Origin of the sequence: Candidatus Chloroploca mongolica (assembly GCF_004762035.2) — a bacterium.
In the GTDB taxonomy this organism is placed as follows: domain Bacteria; phylum Chloroflexota; class Chloroflexia; order Chloroflexales; family Chloroflexaceae; genus Chloroploca; species Chloroploca mongolica.
On the sequence record NZ_SIJK02000020.1, the window covers coordinates 40,556 to 56,596 of the forward strand.

General features: G+C 57.9%; 14 protein-coding genes. 2 read left to right on the top strand and 12 right to left on the bottom strand.

The features are described from left to right. The first annotated feature begins 441 nt into the window (after positions 1-441). Complete coding sequence (locus EYB53_RS12420; protein ID WP_135478504.1) at positions 442-948, top strand: hypothetical protein; 507 nt, start codon at positions 442-444, stop codon at positions 946-948. Between the two features lie 240 nt (positions 949-1,188). Here EYB53_RS12420 and EYB53_RS12425 read toward each other — a convergent pair whose 3' ends face one another. The 8 genes from EYB53_RS12425 to EYB53_RS12460 all read right to left on the bottom strand — a co-directional run bounded on the left by EYB53_RS12425 (position 1,189) and on the right by EYB53_RS12460 (position 8,526). Then, on the bottom strand, positions 1,189-1,845 hold the full coding sequence (locus EYB53_RS12425) for a thioredoxin family protein (protein ID WP_135478505.1): 657 nt from the start codon (positions 1,843-1,845) through the stop codon (positions 1,189-1,191). 51 nt (positions 1,846-1,896) lie between these two features. Beyond that, the gene (locus EYB53_RS12430; protein ID WP_135478506.1) at positions 1,897-3,282 is read right to left on the bottom strand and encodes a B12-binding domain-containing radical SAM protein; all 1,386 of its coding nucleotides are present in this window, start codon (positions 3,280-3,282) and stop codon (positions 1,897-1,899) included. 41 nt (positions 3,283-3,323) lie between these two features. Then, a complete protein-coding gene (locus tag EYB53_RS12435; protein WP_135478507.1) occupies positions 3,324-3,806 on the bottom strand; it encodes a hypothetical protein in 483 nt (160 codons plus the stop codon). Between the two features lie 16 nt (positions 3,807-3,822). Continuing rightward, positions 3,823-4,767 (bottom strand): (bacterio)chlorophyll synthase, encoded by a 945-nt coding sequence (gene bchG / locus EYB53_RS12440; protein ID WP_135478508.1) that lies wholly within the window; start codon positions 4,765-4,767, stop codon positions 3,823-3,825. A gap of 283 nt (positions 4,768-5,050) precedes the next feature. Then, positions 5,051-6,793 carry a heme o synthase gene (locus EYB53_RS12445; RefSeq protein WP_135478509.1) on the bottom strand — a complete coding sequence of 581 codons (1,743 nt, stop codon included), beginning with the start codon at positions 6,791-6,793 and terminating at the stop codon, positions 5,051-5,053. 17 nt (positions 6,794-6,810) lie between these two features. Further along, entirely contained in the window at positions 6,811-7,023 is a 213-nt protein-coding gene (locus tag EYB53_RS12450) for a hypothetical protein (RefSeq protein ID WP_135478510.1), read from the bottom strand. Positions 7,024-7,207: 184 nt separating this feature from the next. Then, complete coding sequence (locus tag EYB53_RS12455) at positions 7,208-7,741, bottom strand: HdeD family acid-resistance protein (protein WP_135478511.1); 534 nt, start codon at positions 7,739-7,741, stop codon at positions 7,208-7,210. A 392-nt stretch (positions 7,742-8,133) separates the two neighbouring features. Further along, the gene (locus EYB53_RS12460; RefSeq protein WP_135478512.1) at positions 8,134-8,526 is read right to left on the bottom strand and encodes a globin domain-containing protein; all 393 of its coding nucleotides are present in this window, start codon (positions 8,524-8,526) and stop codon (positions 8,134-8,136) included. Positions 8,527-8,670: 144 nt separating this feature from the next. Between EYB53_RS12460 and EYB53_RS12465 the strand changes: the two genes are divergently transcribed. Further along, the gene (locus tag EYB53_RS12465) at positions 8,671-9,042 is read left to right on the top strand and encodes a c-type cytochrome (RefSeq protein WP_167857376.1); all 372 of its coding nucleotides are present in this window, start codon (positions 8,671-8,673) and stop codon (positions 9,040-9,042) included. Positions 9,043-9,113: 71 nt separating this feature from the next. On the opposite strand, the gene EYB53_RS12470 is transcribed toward EYB53_RS12465, so the two are convergent. From EYB53_RS12470 to EYB53_RS12485, 4 genes are all read right to left on the bottom strand, one after another. Next, positions 9,114-10,190 carry a dihydroorotate dehydrogenase-like protein gene (locus tag EYB53_RS12470; protein ID WP_135478514.1) on the bottom strand — a complete coding sequence of 359 codons (1,077 nt, stop codon included), beginning with the start codon at positions 10,188-10,190 and terminating at the stop codon, positions 9,114-9,116. A 120-nt stretch (positions 10,191-10,310) separates the two neighbouring features. Then, complete coding sequence (gene nifJ, locus EYB53_RS12475; protein WP_135478515.1) at positions 10,311-13,964, bottom strand: pyruvate:ferredoxin (flavodoxin) oxidoreductase; 3,654 nt, start codon at positions 13,962-13,964, stop codon at positions 10,311-10,313. A 461-nt stretch (positions 13,965-14,425) separates the two neighbouring features. After that, positions 14,426-15,016, bottom strand: a complete 591-nt coding sequence (locus EYB53_RS12480) for an acyltransferase (protein WP_135478516.1) — start codon at positions 15,014-15,016, stop codon at positions 14,426-14,428. A gap of 30 nt (positions 15,017-15,046) precedes the next feature. Further along, a complete protein-coding gene (locus EYB53_RS12485) occupies positions 15,047-16,033 on the bottom strand; it encodes a GNAT family N-acetyltransferase (RefSeq protein WP_135478517.1) in 987 nt (328 codons plus the stop codon). Positions 16,034-16,041 lie beyond the last annotated feature (8 nt).

Sequence of the window (16,041 nt, forward strand, 5' to 3'; positions counted from 1 at the left end):
TTGCCGAGGCTGCACCGTGCTCGCGGGGCGGCTTCGCGTCTAGCCGCGCCTTGTGCGCTGTAGCCACAGGGCGCGAGGCGCGGCTTGGCCATGCCGATCGCTGGCGTTTGCGACTCGCCTGTTAACGAAACCCAAACGGCACAGGCTCTCCGTCATTACTCCGCCCAAATGTCAGCGGTGATACATTGCTATTGTCACCGGACTGCGCGCAGCAAGCCTGCCTTGAGTCCCCGACGCTCGAACCGCTGACCACCGCAAGCCCGTCCCTTCCCACGAGGTGTGCGCACTCGCCGTAACCGAAGGGGCCACACGACCTGGCGATCAGCAGCCCGCGCAGTCGCAAGTAGTCGGGACAACGGTGCGTGCGATCCTGCTTCACTGACCTCGTAAGCGATCCGCGCCACAGCGTCTACACCAGTATTGGCATGGAAGGAGTGAGTCGTGACCACAGAGGCTAACTATCGTCGCGACGAGTGGGATCTGATCCTTGGGGCACCGGGCCTGATCGCCCTGGTCATCGTCCACTCGGAACAGTGTAGTCCCGGAGAGGTTCATCGGAAGCTACGGGCCGTGATTGCAGCTATTGACGAAACGAGGGAGCAGGGATCGCAGAGCGAGTTGATTCAGACGGTGATGGACGCAATGCGGCGGGGACAGTCCCCTCTTTGGCCCGTAGAGTGTCCGTATGATCTCGAGGCGGTTCACGAGTGGGCTCTGGAAGGCTGCCATCAGGTTGCCATCTTGCTTGCCCAGAAAACACCAGAGGCCGAAGGTCAGGCATACGCAAACTGGCTTCTCGACATTGCACAGCGTGTTGTGGCGGTTCCCCGAGACAAGGGGCTGCAAGATTCCATCTCTGAGGCACGTGGTGATCTGCCGCACATTGTGCTGGAGGTGCTTGCTGACGCGCTAGACGTGGGTTACAAAGCCGAGGCACGCGAGGGCTGAGCGCGATCACCAGAGGGCTGTGCTGTACGTTTTCTGCGTTGCTGCCGAAGGGAGTGCCGGCTTCAGCCGGCTAAAGCCGGCACTCCCCCGCTGGGCTTATGCATATTCAGTCTTACATCGGGCCTATGGTAGTGCCGACTTCAGTCGGCTTCTTACTCAGCCGACTGAAGTCGGCACTACCTGCTGTAAGATGTAAGAACCATCAGCCGGCTAAAGCCGGCACTCCCCCGCTGGTAGCCGTCATAGCCGGACAAACTGCAGGTGCCTGACCAGTTCCATCTCAGAGCACTCGCCTTCGATGATCAGGTGCTCGTTGATAACCGTTGTAGGTGTCTCTTTCACCGCGTAATGCTCGGCCAACTGGGGAAAGGCTCGTACTTCGATCGCCTCGGCGCTAATGAGCGGGCTTGTTCGCGCCAGCCTGTAGGCAAGCAGCATCGCTGCAGGAGAGGCGTGGTCGGCGGCTGTGACGAAGACCTGGATATGTAACGGTTGGTATATTCGATCGAGAAAAGCGTGCGTTTTCAGCTGAACGCTGAGTGGGGCTGCCTTGCCGGTGATAAGCACCGTCTCTAGCAGAGCGCTGAAGATATAACCGCTCGGCAGGCCAAAAAAGCGTAAGCGAAAATCGGCGCTTTCACTATCACATACGATAATTGCCGGTGCTTTGCCGATTCCAACGCCCAAGGCGAAGGCAGCATCAGTCGCCAGGTCGTGAACCTCAAGGTTGAGGCGAGGGTGCAGGCTGACCAGTTCGTGCAGTAACTCAGCAACAAGCGAGCTATACTGATCAAAAGGAGAGTGGGTAAAGAGCAAGAGATGCACATCATGCCGCAAGGGTTCCAGGAGCAAGCGCACTGATCGGCGGTCTTTTTCGCGGAGGAATGTTAGGCTCATACATCTTGACCTGGCTCAACCGACCGACTCGTGCGCTTCCTGGCGACGATCCTATAGAAAGGTTTCTGGCGTGAGGCGCTGCGTGAAGTGGTGCATGGCGATATTGACGAGCCAGACCCAGTCGGGCCTTCGCCCGGCCATGCGTTTCCAGATATTGGGCCACGAGTAGACGGCACGCTGAAGCTTGATGAAGTTGCGCAGGAACTCATCACGGCCCATCCCGGCTGGCTCGTACATGTAGTGGAAGGTGTCGTACTTGTCCCAGTCGTGCTGCACAACCCGCGGACGCATCTCTTCGTACCACGGCGTGCCAGGGAAGGGCGTGGCGATCGTGAAGACGGGAAACTCAATGCGATTCTGCACAATGAAGTCGTAGGTATGCTGGAAGCTCGCCGCAGTGTCTGTATCGAAACCGAAGATGAAGTAGCCCTGAAGGGCAATGCCCTGTTTATGGACGTTCTTCACAATCTCTTCGTAGTTACTTACTCGGTTCGAGCCCTTGTGGACATACTTGATCGTCTCTGGGGAAACAGACTCGAAGCCAACGTTGAGCATTTCGCAGCCGGCCTTCTTCGCCAACTCGGCGACGGCTGGCCGCTCTAGGAAGTTCATCGAGATATTGGCGTTCCACCCCACACCCATACCCACCATAGCGTGGAAGAGCTCGTCGGCGAAGGCTGGCTTAAAGCTGATATTGTCGTCCATGAAGGAGAGATGGATGTTGGCCTTGCCTACCTCGTGCTGGCGATGTTTGATCTCGTCGATCACCCGGTCAGACTCTCGCACGCGAAAGCTTTTGCCGTAGATACGAGGGGTGCAGCAAAAATTGCAGCCTACCGGGCAGCCTTTTGTTGCCAGGAGCGGAAGGCGAAAAGAGTAGCGTTTGCTGTTCGGCGAACGGCGAGCAAAGGAGAACTCTGTCCGCCCCATCGTGCTCATCGGCTTCCATCCAGCCTCTGCCGACGGCCGGTAGAGCGGCTTCAGGTCACCGTCGTAGATGTCACGTGCGAGTTCCTCGTAGACTGACTCCAACTCGCCAAAGACTACGGCGTCGCAGTACTGGCTTGCCTCCTCGATCATCATCGTCGGGTGGACCCCGCCGAGGATGACCTGCTTGCCCTGGGCGCGCGCACGAGCGGCGATCGCATAGACCCGCCGGGCGTTCAGCGTGCGCGACGTCATCGCCACGACGTCATAGCGTGAAAAATCCTCGGGCACCGCATCATCAATGCGCTCATCAACAAAGTCGACGTCGAAGTGCTGCTGGACCAGCGTAGCGACCATCAAGAGGTTGAGTGGCATGCTCACTTTGCCTGAGTCGACCATCAGCGGTGTACTACTCTTGGGCTGGATCAGCAGCCAGCGCTTCCGTTGCGCCTGGGGAATCAGCAGAGGCGGGGTGGTCTCACTCAGTTCGGGCGTGATCAACTCGGTCATAGGTCGCTGCTCCTCATTTCATTCAGGTAAACAGGAGAGTGTCAGCAAATGCTTAGCGTGATGGCCAGATCCTCAAGGGCCATTCTGGCGTGTTCTGCGGTCTGTGTCATGCGCTGTCCCGAGGGAAAAGCCTCATCGGGCACCGCCGCCACGGCCTCTCCGATGGCGAGGAGCCAGCTCGCGTAGGCGACAGCCTCGCTGTTGGGCGCCCGCCGAGAGAGAATCGCGGCAGCCTGACGGCACTGTTCCAGCGAGAGGCGACAAATCGCCATACGATCCTCGGGGAAATGCTCTGGGTAGCGCGGTCGCTGACCGGCGTGTAGCGCCGCACGTATCGCGACTATCAGCTTGCTCGAAGTGTCCGGCATCGCCGTCTCTAGAATGGCCCAGATCCCGGCCATCATCTTTTGGTATGCCACCAGGCGGCTGTAACGATCGGACTCGACGATATAGAGCGCGGCGAAGGCAGGGGCCGACAAGAGGAGGTTCCACTCATCAGGGGTGAAATCGGCCTCGGTGCTCACCGCATTCCTCTCTTGCTTAGCCAAAGTAGCCGCCGACGATTAAGGCCGAGACGAACTGGATTAGGAGAATGAAGGGGTTGCTTGCCACAATGTAGCGCAGGAAATTCTTGTGCGTGGGCTCCCGATAGAGCCGAACCTGGCTGTTCAGGGGGACAATCAGAGCCAGCGCGGCAATGGCCGCCGCCCACAGATGCCCGCTCATCAGGGCCAGGGCCAGGAGCATAAGCTCGCAGATGCCGATGATCGCGTAGGACACCAGCAGGGTGCGCCGCGCACCAAAGGCCACCGTCATTGATTGCAGACCGTGCTTGCGATCACCCTCGATGCTCTTGATGTCGTTGAGAAAGAGCAACCCCGCGGCCAGCGCACTGTTGATGATGGCCAGGGTGAAACTTGGCCAGGTCAGTGGGGCGAAGATCATATGGCCTGCCATCCAGCTCAAGAAAACATAGCCAAAGCCCACGGCAGGGGGGCCGAGCCAGTAATGCTGCTTGAGCTTGACTGGAGGGACACTGTACGCCGCCGCGAGGATGAGGCTCATGGCTGCCAGCACGGGCATCCAGAGACTCTCCATTGCCAGGAACAGTGATACTGCTGCCGTCGCCAGGCCCAGGCCTATCCAGTTGCCACGGGCTGCACGCAGGGTAATGCGCTGCGAGGGAATGGGCCGGGAGGGGTCGTTGATCGCATCCAGCTCGCGGTCGAAATAGTCGTTGATGCTCTGGCTGAAGCCCGTACCGAAAGGGCCACACATCAGCGCCGTCAATACCACCAGGAGAATATCCCGCGCATCATTCACATGAAAACCGGGGTCGCCTTGACCGGCAGCAAGGGCGCCGCAGATGACCATAGTGATCGGGGTAATCCATGTCACCGGATCGGCAAGCTCAAGGTGGGCGCGAAGGCGCTGACGAAAAGGTGCTCTTTCTGCGGGGATCGGTCGTGCCCAATGTTCGGCCATACTCGTGCCTTCGTAAACCCGTGCTGCTGCTGACGGCAGTCCCGGAAGCACTGTTACTGTAGCACTGACCGCATGTGGGAAACATTAAGCGCGGGCCGAAACCCATAAGACTACCATGAAGGAACCCTTGGGGTACAGCGCCGCCAAGGGTTAGCGCACCTACGCTAAAAACGTTGCGCCTTTTGTACGTAAGAAGCACGCCAGGAGCAAACAATTAAAAATCCGCTCGACCAGACCGGTAAGGTCTGGTTGAGCGGATTTTTTAAGGCAACCATCGGTGAAACTACCAGGCCATCACCCGGTCAATGACCATGACGACAAACAAAAGGGCGAGATAGAGCAGGCTGTACTTGTAGAGGCCCCAGATGCTGGCTTGATCGCCGCGCTTCCAGACGTGCCAGGCTGACTGCAGAAAGAGTGCGCCGAGCAGCGCGGCCCCGCCAAAGTAGATCCACCCCATCGCTCCGATTGCCGTGAGCAAGAGGCTGAGGGCCACCAGGATGACTGAATAGACTAGGATCTGCCAGCGAGTCTCGCCTTCACCGGCGACGACGGGCAGCATCGGCACCCCTGCCCGCGCATAGTCCTTTTGCTTGACCAGCGCCAGCGCCCAGAAATGGGGCGGCGTCCAGTAAAAGACAATCGCAAAGAGCAGCAGGGCGGCCACGCTCAACTCACCTGTGACGGCAGTCCAGCCAACCAGGGGTGGCAGCGCACCGGCACCGCCACCGATCACAATATTTTGCCAGGTGCTCCGCTTGAGCCACTGGGTATAGAACCAGGCATAGTAGAAGATGCCGAGGGTCGAGACCAGCGCTGCCAGCGGGGTGGTAAAGACGAGCATCACCACAACCGAGAGCGCACTCAAGACGAACCCGAAGATCATCGCATTGCGCCGCGAGATCCGTCCTGAAGGGACTGGACGCCGACTGGTACGTCCCATATTGATATCGATATCGCTATCGAACGCGCAGTTGATGGCCCCGGCCCCGCCTGCCGCCAGATAGCCGCCGATCATCGTCCAGAAGACTAACCAGAGCGATGGTGAGCCTGCCTCGGTGAGATACATTGCCCCTGCCGTGGTCACCAGCAGCAACGAGATGACTTTGGGTTTGGTGAGGCTGAGATAATCTTTCCAGAGTGGCGGTGCTTCATCCGTAGCTGGCCGTGCGGCAACCACCGGCATCGTTGCGGGCAACGGGCGGCGCAGCGCGAGCACAGCCAGGGCGAGCGTGGCCCCCCAGACAAGTGCGGCGAGGCCCACGCCCATGCCAGCGGCGGCTGGGGGCAACAGGATCAGCGGTATCTCAATGAGGATCAAGAGCAGCACCGCCGCAGCGACGCCAATAAGCAGGGAGTCGCCTCGTCGCGAACGCCACGTCTGCCAGAACGTCCCGCTGGCAAGCATTCCGGCCATCGCCAGGGCACCCCCGGCATTGATGGGCAATGCTGAAGCGGCACTGGCGGCTGGGTCACCAAGAATACGCGCACTCAGCGCCAGGGCAAGCACCCCCGTCGCGCCTGCCGTCCACCAGGCGAGGCCGCTCAAGCGCCGCGCCTCACGCGTAGCCCGACCACCCGCACGCATTGCAGGCAGAGGCTGGAGCAGTGCCGCCGTCCCGATGGCTTGCGCGCCAAGCATCAGCAGCGCGAGCCCCAGGTGAGCTAGATTGATTGCCTCATAGAGCCCCAGGGCGACCATGATGCCACCGGCAGCGACCTCGACCAGCCCGAAGAGCGGCGCGATCAGCAGGGGAAGCCGCACCCAACGCTCAAGGTCGGGACGTCGCCAGACCATTGCGGCAATAAACAGCGCCACAACCATCGCGAATGCAACAAGGATGCGGTGCCCAAACGCGACCCAGAGGGCCGGCGTAGCCGGGCCAGTGAACAACTCGGCACAGAGCGGCCAGCCGGTACAGACGGCGGCACTTTCGGTGGCACTAACCAGGCCACCCGACACGATTGCTACCAACGTCAACAATGAACCGATGACCGTGCTTCGACGTAACAACTTATCTGGCATATTGTCACCGTAGAGAATTACGCGCTGAGCGCAAGAAATGAGCCGTACAACAGCACCCCGGTCAACACTGCCGTCGCCACTGTCCAGGCCAGATCACTGGCCCCGTGGCTTTGTGGGACACCGACGGGCAGCTCAGTGGTTTGCCGACGTAGCCGCCAGGCGGCGTGGATCAGCAAGGCCTGTCCAACGCAACAAACGGCCACGATGGCCCAGAAGAGAAGAGATTGCATCAGGCTCGCTCGCTTTCTTGTTGTGCGCAATGCGCTGCGGCGACACAGCCCTACCAAGGGAAGGGGGGCAAGTTTGTGGAGTTATTCACAAATTACAACTTTGTTGCGATTATACCACATCTCAGCAAAAATGCCAGCATTGCTGGCATTTTTGCTGAGATGTGGGCTTGGTTTGCGTACCGACCTACTTTCTCCCGATGAAGGCCCCAACAATCGTTATAATCCCCCCGACAAGCGCCGTGATGCCGAACACGAAGGGCAGCACCACCACGCCGGCCAGCGGTGATGAGAGGATCAAGAAGCTCAACACGATCGTGAGCACGCCCCAGATGCCGACCCCGATGCCCCCGCCCTGGAAGGCCTGTACCACGCGGACGCCGCCCATAAAAATGCCCGTAATGCCCAGCATAATGATGTAAAAGGTCGCCACAATGACCCCACCGAGCAGCGGCTGGCTCAAGACGGCCAGGCCTGCCCAGATGCCAATCACCCCACTGAGCAGCGTTAAGAACCAGCGTTCGCGACTACGAAACAGGCTGATCACATCCGCGATGCCCGAAATCAACCACGAGGCTCCAATGTAGAGCACAATGAAGAGCGTTGTCAGCAGGGGTTGAAAAAGGAGCAGCAGCCCCAGGATGACATAACTAATACCGAGTACCAACACGAGCCAGAACGGAACCTTGTTTTGTTCTGCAACCGACGGCATCTTCAACATCGATTTCTCCTATGCTATAGCATATACACGCTCTCGCACCTTGCTGCTCCGCTGGAAACACGCCTATAGCAATCCTAGACGATGGGCGTCTCAGGAGTGCCGGCTTTAGTCGGCTAATGGTTTTTAAGCATGACATCAGGGAGTGCCGACTTCAGTCGGCTGCAAGAAGCCGACTGAAGTCGGCACTCCCATAGACCCGATGTAAGCCTGAATCTTCATCAGTCAGGACTGTTGGATACAACCCAGATAGGAGTGCTCTAGCTATGCTAGCCTTGTTTCCTGCGAAGCAAAGACTATGTCAGGCTGACTATGCTTCTATTGTAGAACCAGGGTGATTCAGTTGCACCTATGTTTAAGGATAGTTTTTCAATTGCAATGAGGACAGGTGCTGATCATTCGGGGGCGTAGCGATTCATCATGGCGTTGGCGGCCTGTTCAAAGTAGGTGCGCATGACTGAACGGGCCGGTTCGTCAATGCCCACCTCATCAATTGATGCAAGCATATGCTCAAGCCAGGCATCACGTTCAACCGGGCCAATTGGGTAGGGCGCATGCCGCATGCGCAAACGCGGATGGCCGCGGCGTTGCCCATATTCACCAGGCCCACCAAAATATTGCATCAGAAAGAGGAACTGATGCTCTTTGCCGGGTTCGAGGTCGTCTGGAAACATCGGACGCAACCGCGGATCGTGTTCTACGCGGGTATAGAATGCCTCAACGAGTTGACGTAAGACCTCGGCCCCGCCAAGCTGCTCGTAGATGGTTGGTGCGTTTTTTTCATTCATATGATCTATTATAATAGAAATCTCTGGTGTGGGGGCACGGGCCAGCCGTGCCCGTACGGGGGCACGGCGGCTGTAGGGGCACGGCTGGCCCGTGCCCGTCCGGGGGGCACGGCGCCGCCGTGCCCCTCCTGGAAATGGTCTTGTATGTCATTAGGTCGTGGGATGGTCTGGCTCGTTTTTCTCGTGAGCCTGGTTGCGTGTGGGGCTGCACAACCTCCATCGGTTGATCCGGTTCTAGAGGGTGAGCGTCTCTTTCGGGTCTGGTGCATCGGGTGTCATAGCCTTGACCCTGATGGCCCAACGGCGCTGGGGCCGAGTTTGGCGGGGGTCGCTACGCGTGCGGCGAACAATGACGAGGGTCTGACGGCAGCCGAATGGCTCTACCGTGAAACAGTCAATCCTAATGCCGTCGTTACGCCGGGCTATAGCCCGGGGCTTATGCCGTCTGATTATGAACGAGCGCTGCGACCTGATCAGCTTGAGGCGCTTGTGGCCTATATGCTGACCCTCGAATAGGAGGTTGCCGTGGTCATGCCAAGAGGCGCGGCATTGCCGCGCCTCTTGGCATGTCCACATTGTTTTTCGCTTTAGTCGTTTTCGATGCCGACACCGAGGAAGGGATAGAGCATGTCGCCAGTCAGGGCTGCGTGGGCCGATGAGCCACTGCTAAAGCGGTACGCGCCGAGCACCTTCATATAGTTGGCCCGTTCGAAGGCGGCTGGTTCGGCGACGGCTTTCTGGCTCATACTGCCCTGCATCATGGCAATTGATTCGTATTCGTGCTCTTCCATCCAGGCCTGCAGGTCGTGCAGCATATCGCGTACATGTGCTGTCGCATTGCCCACTAGCAGCGCTGACGCCATCATCGCGACCCGTGCCCCCGCCATCATTGCTTTGAGCACTTCTGACGCCGAATGGATGCCACTCGTGATCGCAAAATCAACGGGTACGCGCCCGTAGAGGATAGCGACTTCACGCAGCGGCAGCCGCACTTCGTCAGGCGTGCTGAGGGTTAGCGATGGGACGACATTGAGATTCTCGAGATCAAAGTCGGCCTGATAGAACCGATTGAAAAGGACAAGGCCATTCGCTCCCGCTTCAGCCAGCCGCATCGCGAGATTGGGCAGGGCGGTGAATTGGGGGCTTAACTTGACGGCAAGCGGGATCGTAATTTCGGCCCGCACGGCGCGTACCAGGTCAACATACGTCTGCTCAAGATCGGCACTGGTAATCGCGGGATCAGTGGGAATATAGTAAATATTCAGTTCAACCGCATCAGCGCCAGCCTCTTGCATCAACTGGGCATAGTGAACCCAGCCGCCTGGCGAAACACCGTTGAGGCTGCCGATGACGGGAATATCAACCGACTTTTTCAACTTGTGTAGTTGATCGATGTACCGTTCTGGGCCGATACTGTAGCGCCCGGTATCAGGCAGATACGAGAGCGCCTCGGCAAAGCTATCGGCACCGTGACTCAACAGGTAGTCGATTTCGAGGCTTTGATGGATGATCTGCTCTTCAAAGAGCGAGTACATCACAATCGCTGCGAGGCCCGCCTCTTCCAGCCGCTTTACCTTATCAACCCGCTGGGAAATAGGCGAGGCCGACGCCACCAGTGGCGTGCGTAGCGGGAGGCCGAGATAGCTAGTGGTCAGGTCGACCATGGGGTGCTCCTGGTTCAGAGGTTTGTAGACACTGCTTGTTATATCATACACAATCTGGTTACACATAAACAACGATGCTGCGTGGCGACGGTACCGTCGCCACGCAGCATCGTTGTTTTATCAGCTTTCTTCCTTGGACATCATCTGAAGCAGGCGATGGTAATGCTCGGCATTCGTCCGTTGGGCTTCGCCGATCAGATAATCGGCGCGCTCTTGATCGCTGCGTACCAGGATCTGGAAGCGTCCCTCGCCGGCGATGTATTTCTCGGGGCTGATCGAGGGGGGCTTCGAGTCGATAATTAACGGATTCTTGCCTTCCATCGCCAGCATCGGATTGTAGCGGTAGAGGGTCCACATCCCTGATTGTACCGCCAGTTTTTGTTGTTCGAGACCACGGCGCATATCAATGCCGTGCGCAATGCAGTGGCTGTAGGCGATGACGAGCGATGGTCCGTCATACGCTTCGGCTTCTTGGATGGCCCGAAGGGTCTGAACATCGTCATAGCCCATCGCGATCCGGGCGACGTAGACATTGCCATAGGCCATCGCAATCAAACCAAGATCCTTCTTGGGGGTGGCTTTGCCGCTGGCCGCGAACTTGGCGACCGCGCCGAGTGGCGTTGACTTGCTTGCCTGTCCACCTGTGTTGGAATAGACCTCGGTATCGAGCACGAGGATGTTGATGTTGCGTCCCGAGGCGAGCACATGGTCAACCCCGCCATAGCCAATATCGTAGGCCCATCCGTCACCACCGATGATCCAGACACTGCGGCGGGCCAGGAGATCCGAGAGTGACCGCAGATCCTTGAGCAGCGATGCATCGCTGCCGACATTGCCTGCCAGGGCTGCATCGATCTGTTGATTGAGAACCACGATGCGTTCGCGCTGCTCGTTGATGCCGGCATCGGTATGCTGATCTGCTGCGAGCAGATCTTTGATCAGATCTGGATTGATGTAGTCGGCAAGCCTGGGTAACAATTCACGGGCATACTCAGCCTGCTTGTCAATCGTCAGCCGCATCCCGAGCCCGAATTCGGCGTTATCCTCAAACAGCGAGTTGGACCAGGCCGGTCCTCGCCCCTGTTTGTTTGCCGTCCAGGGTGTCGTGGGCAGGTTGCCGCCATAGATTGAGGAACACCCGGTGGCATTGGCAATGACCGAGCGATCGCCATAGAGCTGGCTCACCAGTTTGATATAGGGTGTCTCGCCACAGCCACCACAGGCCCCCGAGAACTCAAAGAGCGGCTCGAGCAGCTGTGAATTCTTGATGCTATTGAGTTGGATCAGCGTCCGATCAACTTCAGGCAGGTTCAAGAAGAAGTCCCAGTTGGCTGCTTCACTGTCGCGCAGCGGTGGCTGTAAGGTCATATTGATCGCCTTGCGGCCCGTCTGGCGTTTATCCTTGACTGGACATGCTTCGACACAGAGGCCACAGCCGGTGCAGTCTTCGGGCGCGACCTGGAGGGTAAAGAGTTGTCCTGGCAATTCCTTAAAGCGCGCCGTCGTACTCTTGAAGGTCTCGGGCGCACCCTCGAGGGCGGCAGGCTCATAGACCTTGGGCCGGATCACGGCGTGGGGGCAGACAAAAGCGCACTTGGCGCACTGGATGCAGAGATCTGGCTCCCAGACGGGGATTTCCAGCGCAATATTGCGCTTCTCCCATTTGGTCGTCCCGGTTGGATAGGTGCCATCAACCGGCATAGCGCTGACCGGCAGTTCATCGCCGCGCTGGGCAATCATCGGGCCAAGCACCTCGCGGACAAACGCGGGGGCGTTAGCGGGCACCGGGGACTTGAGATGCAGCCCATTGGCAGTGTCATCAGTTGCGGGGATCGTCACCTCATGGAGATTTTCGAGGGTGCGATCAACCGCCATATAGTTCTGCTTGATGACGGCATCGCCGCGTTTGCCATAGGTCTTCTTGATGCTCCGTTTGATCTCGGCGATGGCCTCATCGCGGGGCAACACCCCACTGATCGCAAAGAAGCAGGTCTGCATGACGGTATTGATCCGCCCGCGCATACCAGTTGCAGTCGCAACGGCAATCGCATCAATCACCCAGAGGTGCAGGTTCTTCTGGCGAATCGCATTGTGTACCTCGGTGGGCAGATGCGCCCAGATCTCATCAGGCGCATACGGGCTGTTGAGGAGCAACACGCCATCGGGGCTGGCATAACGCAGCATATCAATGCGTTCAAGGAAATTGAACTGGTGACACGCGACAAACTGGGCCTGCCCATCGCCAATCAGATAGGGGGCACGGATCGGCTCGGGGCCAAAACGCAAGTGTGACGTGGTGATCGAGCCCGACTTCTTCGAGTCATAGACAAAATAGCCCTGCGCATCATTCGGGGTCTCTTCCCCGATGATCTTGATGCTATTCTTATTCGCCCCGACGGTACCATCGGCCCCGAGGCCAAAGAAGAGACAGCGCACCGTACCTGAAGGCTCAACATTGAACGATGGATCATAGGTCAGACTGGTGCCACCGACATCGTCGTTGATCCCGACCGTGATCCGCGGACGAGGCTGCGCCTGGCTCAGTTCATCAAAGACGGCCTTGACCATCCCGGGGGTAAATTCTTTCGAGGAAAGCCCGTAGCGCCCGCCAATAATCTTGGGCAACTCACGCTGTTCGGTGGCCCCGCTCGTCCGTGCATCAAGGAAATGGCTGCCACCAAAGGCATAGACCGCCGAGACGACATCAAGGAAGAGTGGCTCACCGGTGCTGCCTGGCTCTTTGGTACGATCGAGCACCGCAATGGCGCGGGTCGAAGCGGGCAACGCATGCACAAACGCATCGGCGGTAAATGGCCGATAGAGGCGTACGCGCAGCACGCCAACCTTCTCGCCCTGGGCCGCCAGATAGCGTGCCGTCTCTTCAGCGGTCTCACCGCCGGACCCCATAATAATAATGACGCGCTCGGCGTCGGGGGCACCGGCATAATCAAAAAGATTGTAGCGACGGCCAGTCAACGCATAGAACTGATCCATCGCGTCCTGAACAATGCTAGGACAAACATCATAAAACGGATTGACACTCTCACGAGCCTGGAAATAGACATCAGGATTCTGGGCGGTACCACGCAACACCGGATGTTCAGGCGAAAGCCCGCGCATACGGTGAGCGCGCACCAGATCATCGTCAATCATGGCCCGAATGATCATCTCATCAACCGGGGTGATCTTATTCACCTCGTGCGAAGTACGGAACCCATCGAAGAAGTGCATAAAGGGTACCCGCGCCTTGAGGGTGGCTGCATGGGCCACGAGCGCGAGATCCTGTGCTTCCTGAACCGAACCCGACGAGAGCAGCGCCCAGCCAGTGGCCCGGGTTGCCATCACATCGGCGTGGTCGCCATAGATCGAAAGGCCTTGGGCGGCCAGCGAACGGGCGGCCACATGAAAGACCGTGGCGGTCAACTCGCCGGCGATCTTATACATATTGGGGATCATCAACAGCAGCCCCTGCGAGGCTGTAAACGTCGTGGTCAGCGCACCGGTCTGCATTGCCCCGTGGAGGGCCCCGGCGGCCCCGCCCTCGGACTGCATCTCATAGACGGTCGGGACTGTCCCCCAGAGATTCGGTCGCTTCACGGCTGCAAACGCATCAGCTGACTCACCCATCGGGGTGGATGGCGTGATCGGATAGATTGCGATCACCTCACTGAGCGTATAGGCAACATTTGCGACAGCCTCGTTGCCATCAATCGTCACCTGTGGGATCGGCTCTATAAGGCCGGTCGCACTATCACGTGCTTGGCGTTCATCCATAACTCGAACGGCTCCTCTCTGAATTTCTCATGTCACATGCTGATAGACTCAGTATATATTGCGCCTGCCGTCACTAGGTAAAAGCAGAACAACCTTTGGTAGCGATTTCTTTTCTTGCGCAACTATTATGAGGGCAAAGCAGCGAGGGGGAGCGTCTGTGGCTATGGTTCTATGCCAAGAAGACGGTTTGTTTGACGCAAAGGCGCAGAGGCGCGAAGCTGCGCATAGCGACGCATCAAACCTTGCTATGTCGTTCCCGCGCAGGCGGAAACCCAGGGGCATGGCGTATGCGGCGCTGCACATGACGTGGTCCGCAGGGCGCGGGGTGCCGGCGTTTGCTGGGTGCCGGCGTTTGCTGGGTGCCCGCGTGCGCGGGCATGACATGGCGGATCCTGCGTCAACGAAGGCGGGGGTTCGTAGGGCGCGATGCCCGTCCGTTCCGGATTGCTGGTGGGCGAACTTTAGAGCTGCCGAACGACGCGGGCTGGCATCCCGGCGGCGAGCGAGCGCGGCGGGATGTCACGCGTCACAACACTGCCTGCCCCGATCACACTGCCTGCCCCGATCCTTACACCGCGTAGGATCACGGCACGCACGCCAATCCAGACATTTTCTTCGAGAATGATCGGTGCTGAAGGGGGCATTTCTTCACGGCGTTCAGGTTCCAAACGGTGAAAATCATTATCCATGATAATCACATGTGAACCAATGCTGCAGTTTGCGCCGATATGCACGAGCTGACTTGCCGCAATCGAGCAGCCATAATTGACAAAGCTGCCCTCGCCAATTTCCAGGTGCCCATGGTGCCCGATAAACAATTCCAGAGGGACAATGGTTGAAACGAGGCGGACACGGTTCTGCACAATGAGTGTACCACTATTGTTGATCGCAGGCTTGCCCCAGAGGCGTACCCGTCGCCCGACAAACGTCGCGTGGCGCAAATACCAGGAGGCGCGCAGCAGCGCCCTCGCGTTCGACCAGATCTCTCTGAGTTTGTATCGTTGAGGTTGGATTGATCCCGGTAAGAAAGCTTCCTCTTCAGAGGTGTCCATAGATTTCTTTCAATTCCAGGCAATAGATGCTTAGCCAGGCACAATCTGCCGTATCGTTGTGACTCCCCGTCTGGCTTGTTGCACGAAAGCGTTTTCATATTGCCAACTCGTCACCGGATAGATGGTAGAGCCAAGGCGCTTTTTATAATCGTCAATGCCGGGGTTGAGCTCTCCAGTCGGATTGAAGTCGTAGTAGGCATAGCCGCGAGCCAGCGCATCACGAATGATTTCGGTATCGAGAACCACAGTTGTCTTATACTTCAGATAGGCGGTTGCCGTGCAGCCGTGCCAGGCAACGACATGACGCTGCCAGTAGAAGCCAATTGTGCCACCAACAATCTCTCCGTCGATCCGGGCAACCCAGAGCTTGATCATTTCGGGGTGTTGTTGTGCGTACTCAAAGATTGTAGCAAACAGATCCCACCCATAACCATAGGTGGACGGGTCTTCTCCCCAGCGCAGGATCGTATCCTGATAGACGCCATAGTAGGCACGGTAATCATCGAGTGTCTCGGCGAGACCGATCGTTACCCCCTCTTTGAGTCCTTTACGGTAGGCGTTACGCTGACTTTTGGCAAAGCGCCCAAACACCGTGTCAAAGTCTGCATCCAGCTTGACAATGTATGTATGATACTCTGCATCTTGAAACTGTGCTGATAGATCAAGGCGTGGTGCAATTGGATTCTCGAGAAAACGCATTCCAGTAACATTCCAATCACATGTCAGTTGATACATCGTTGTTATGTCTTCATCGCTCAGTTCGCCATCAGCAATAATGCCCCCATAGCAATATTCAAAGGTCGAAAGCAGACTCTGGAGTGGGCCTAGGCGTCTGGTGGCGAGAAGGGGCAGCACGGCATGGATGCCGTGTGGGGTGATAAAGCCAACCGAGGCGTCTGCAAACTCGGGGTGCATGCGTAGCGCAAGTTCTTGCCAGAGCGGCGTATGAAAAAACGTCGCATAATCGCAATGACGGGCAACATACCACCAGAATTCACGGTCAATTGTCTTTAGCATGTCCAAAA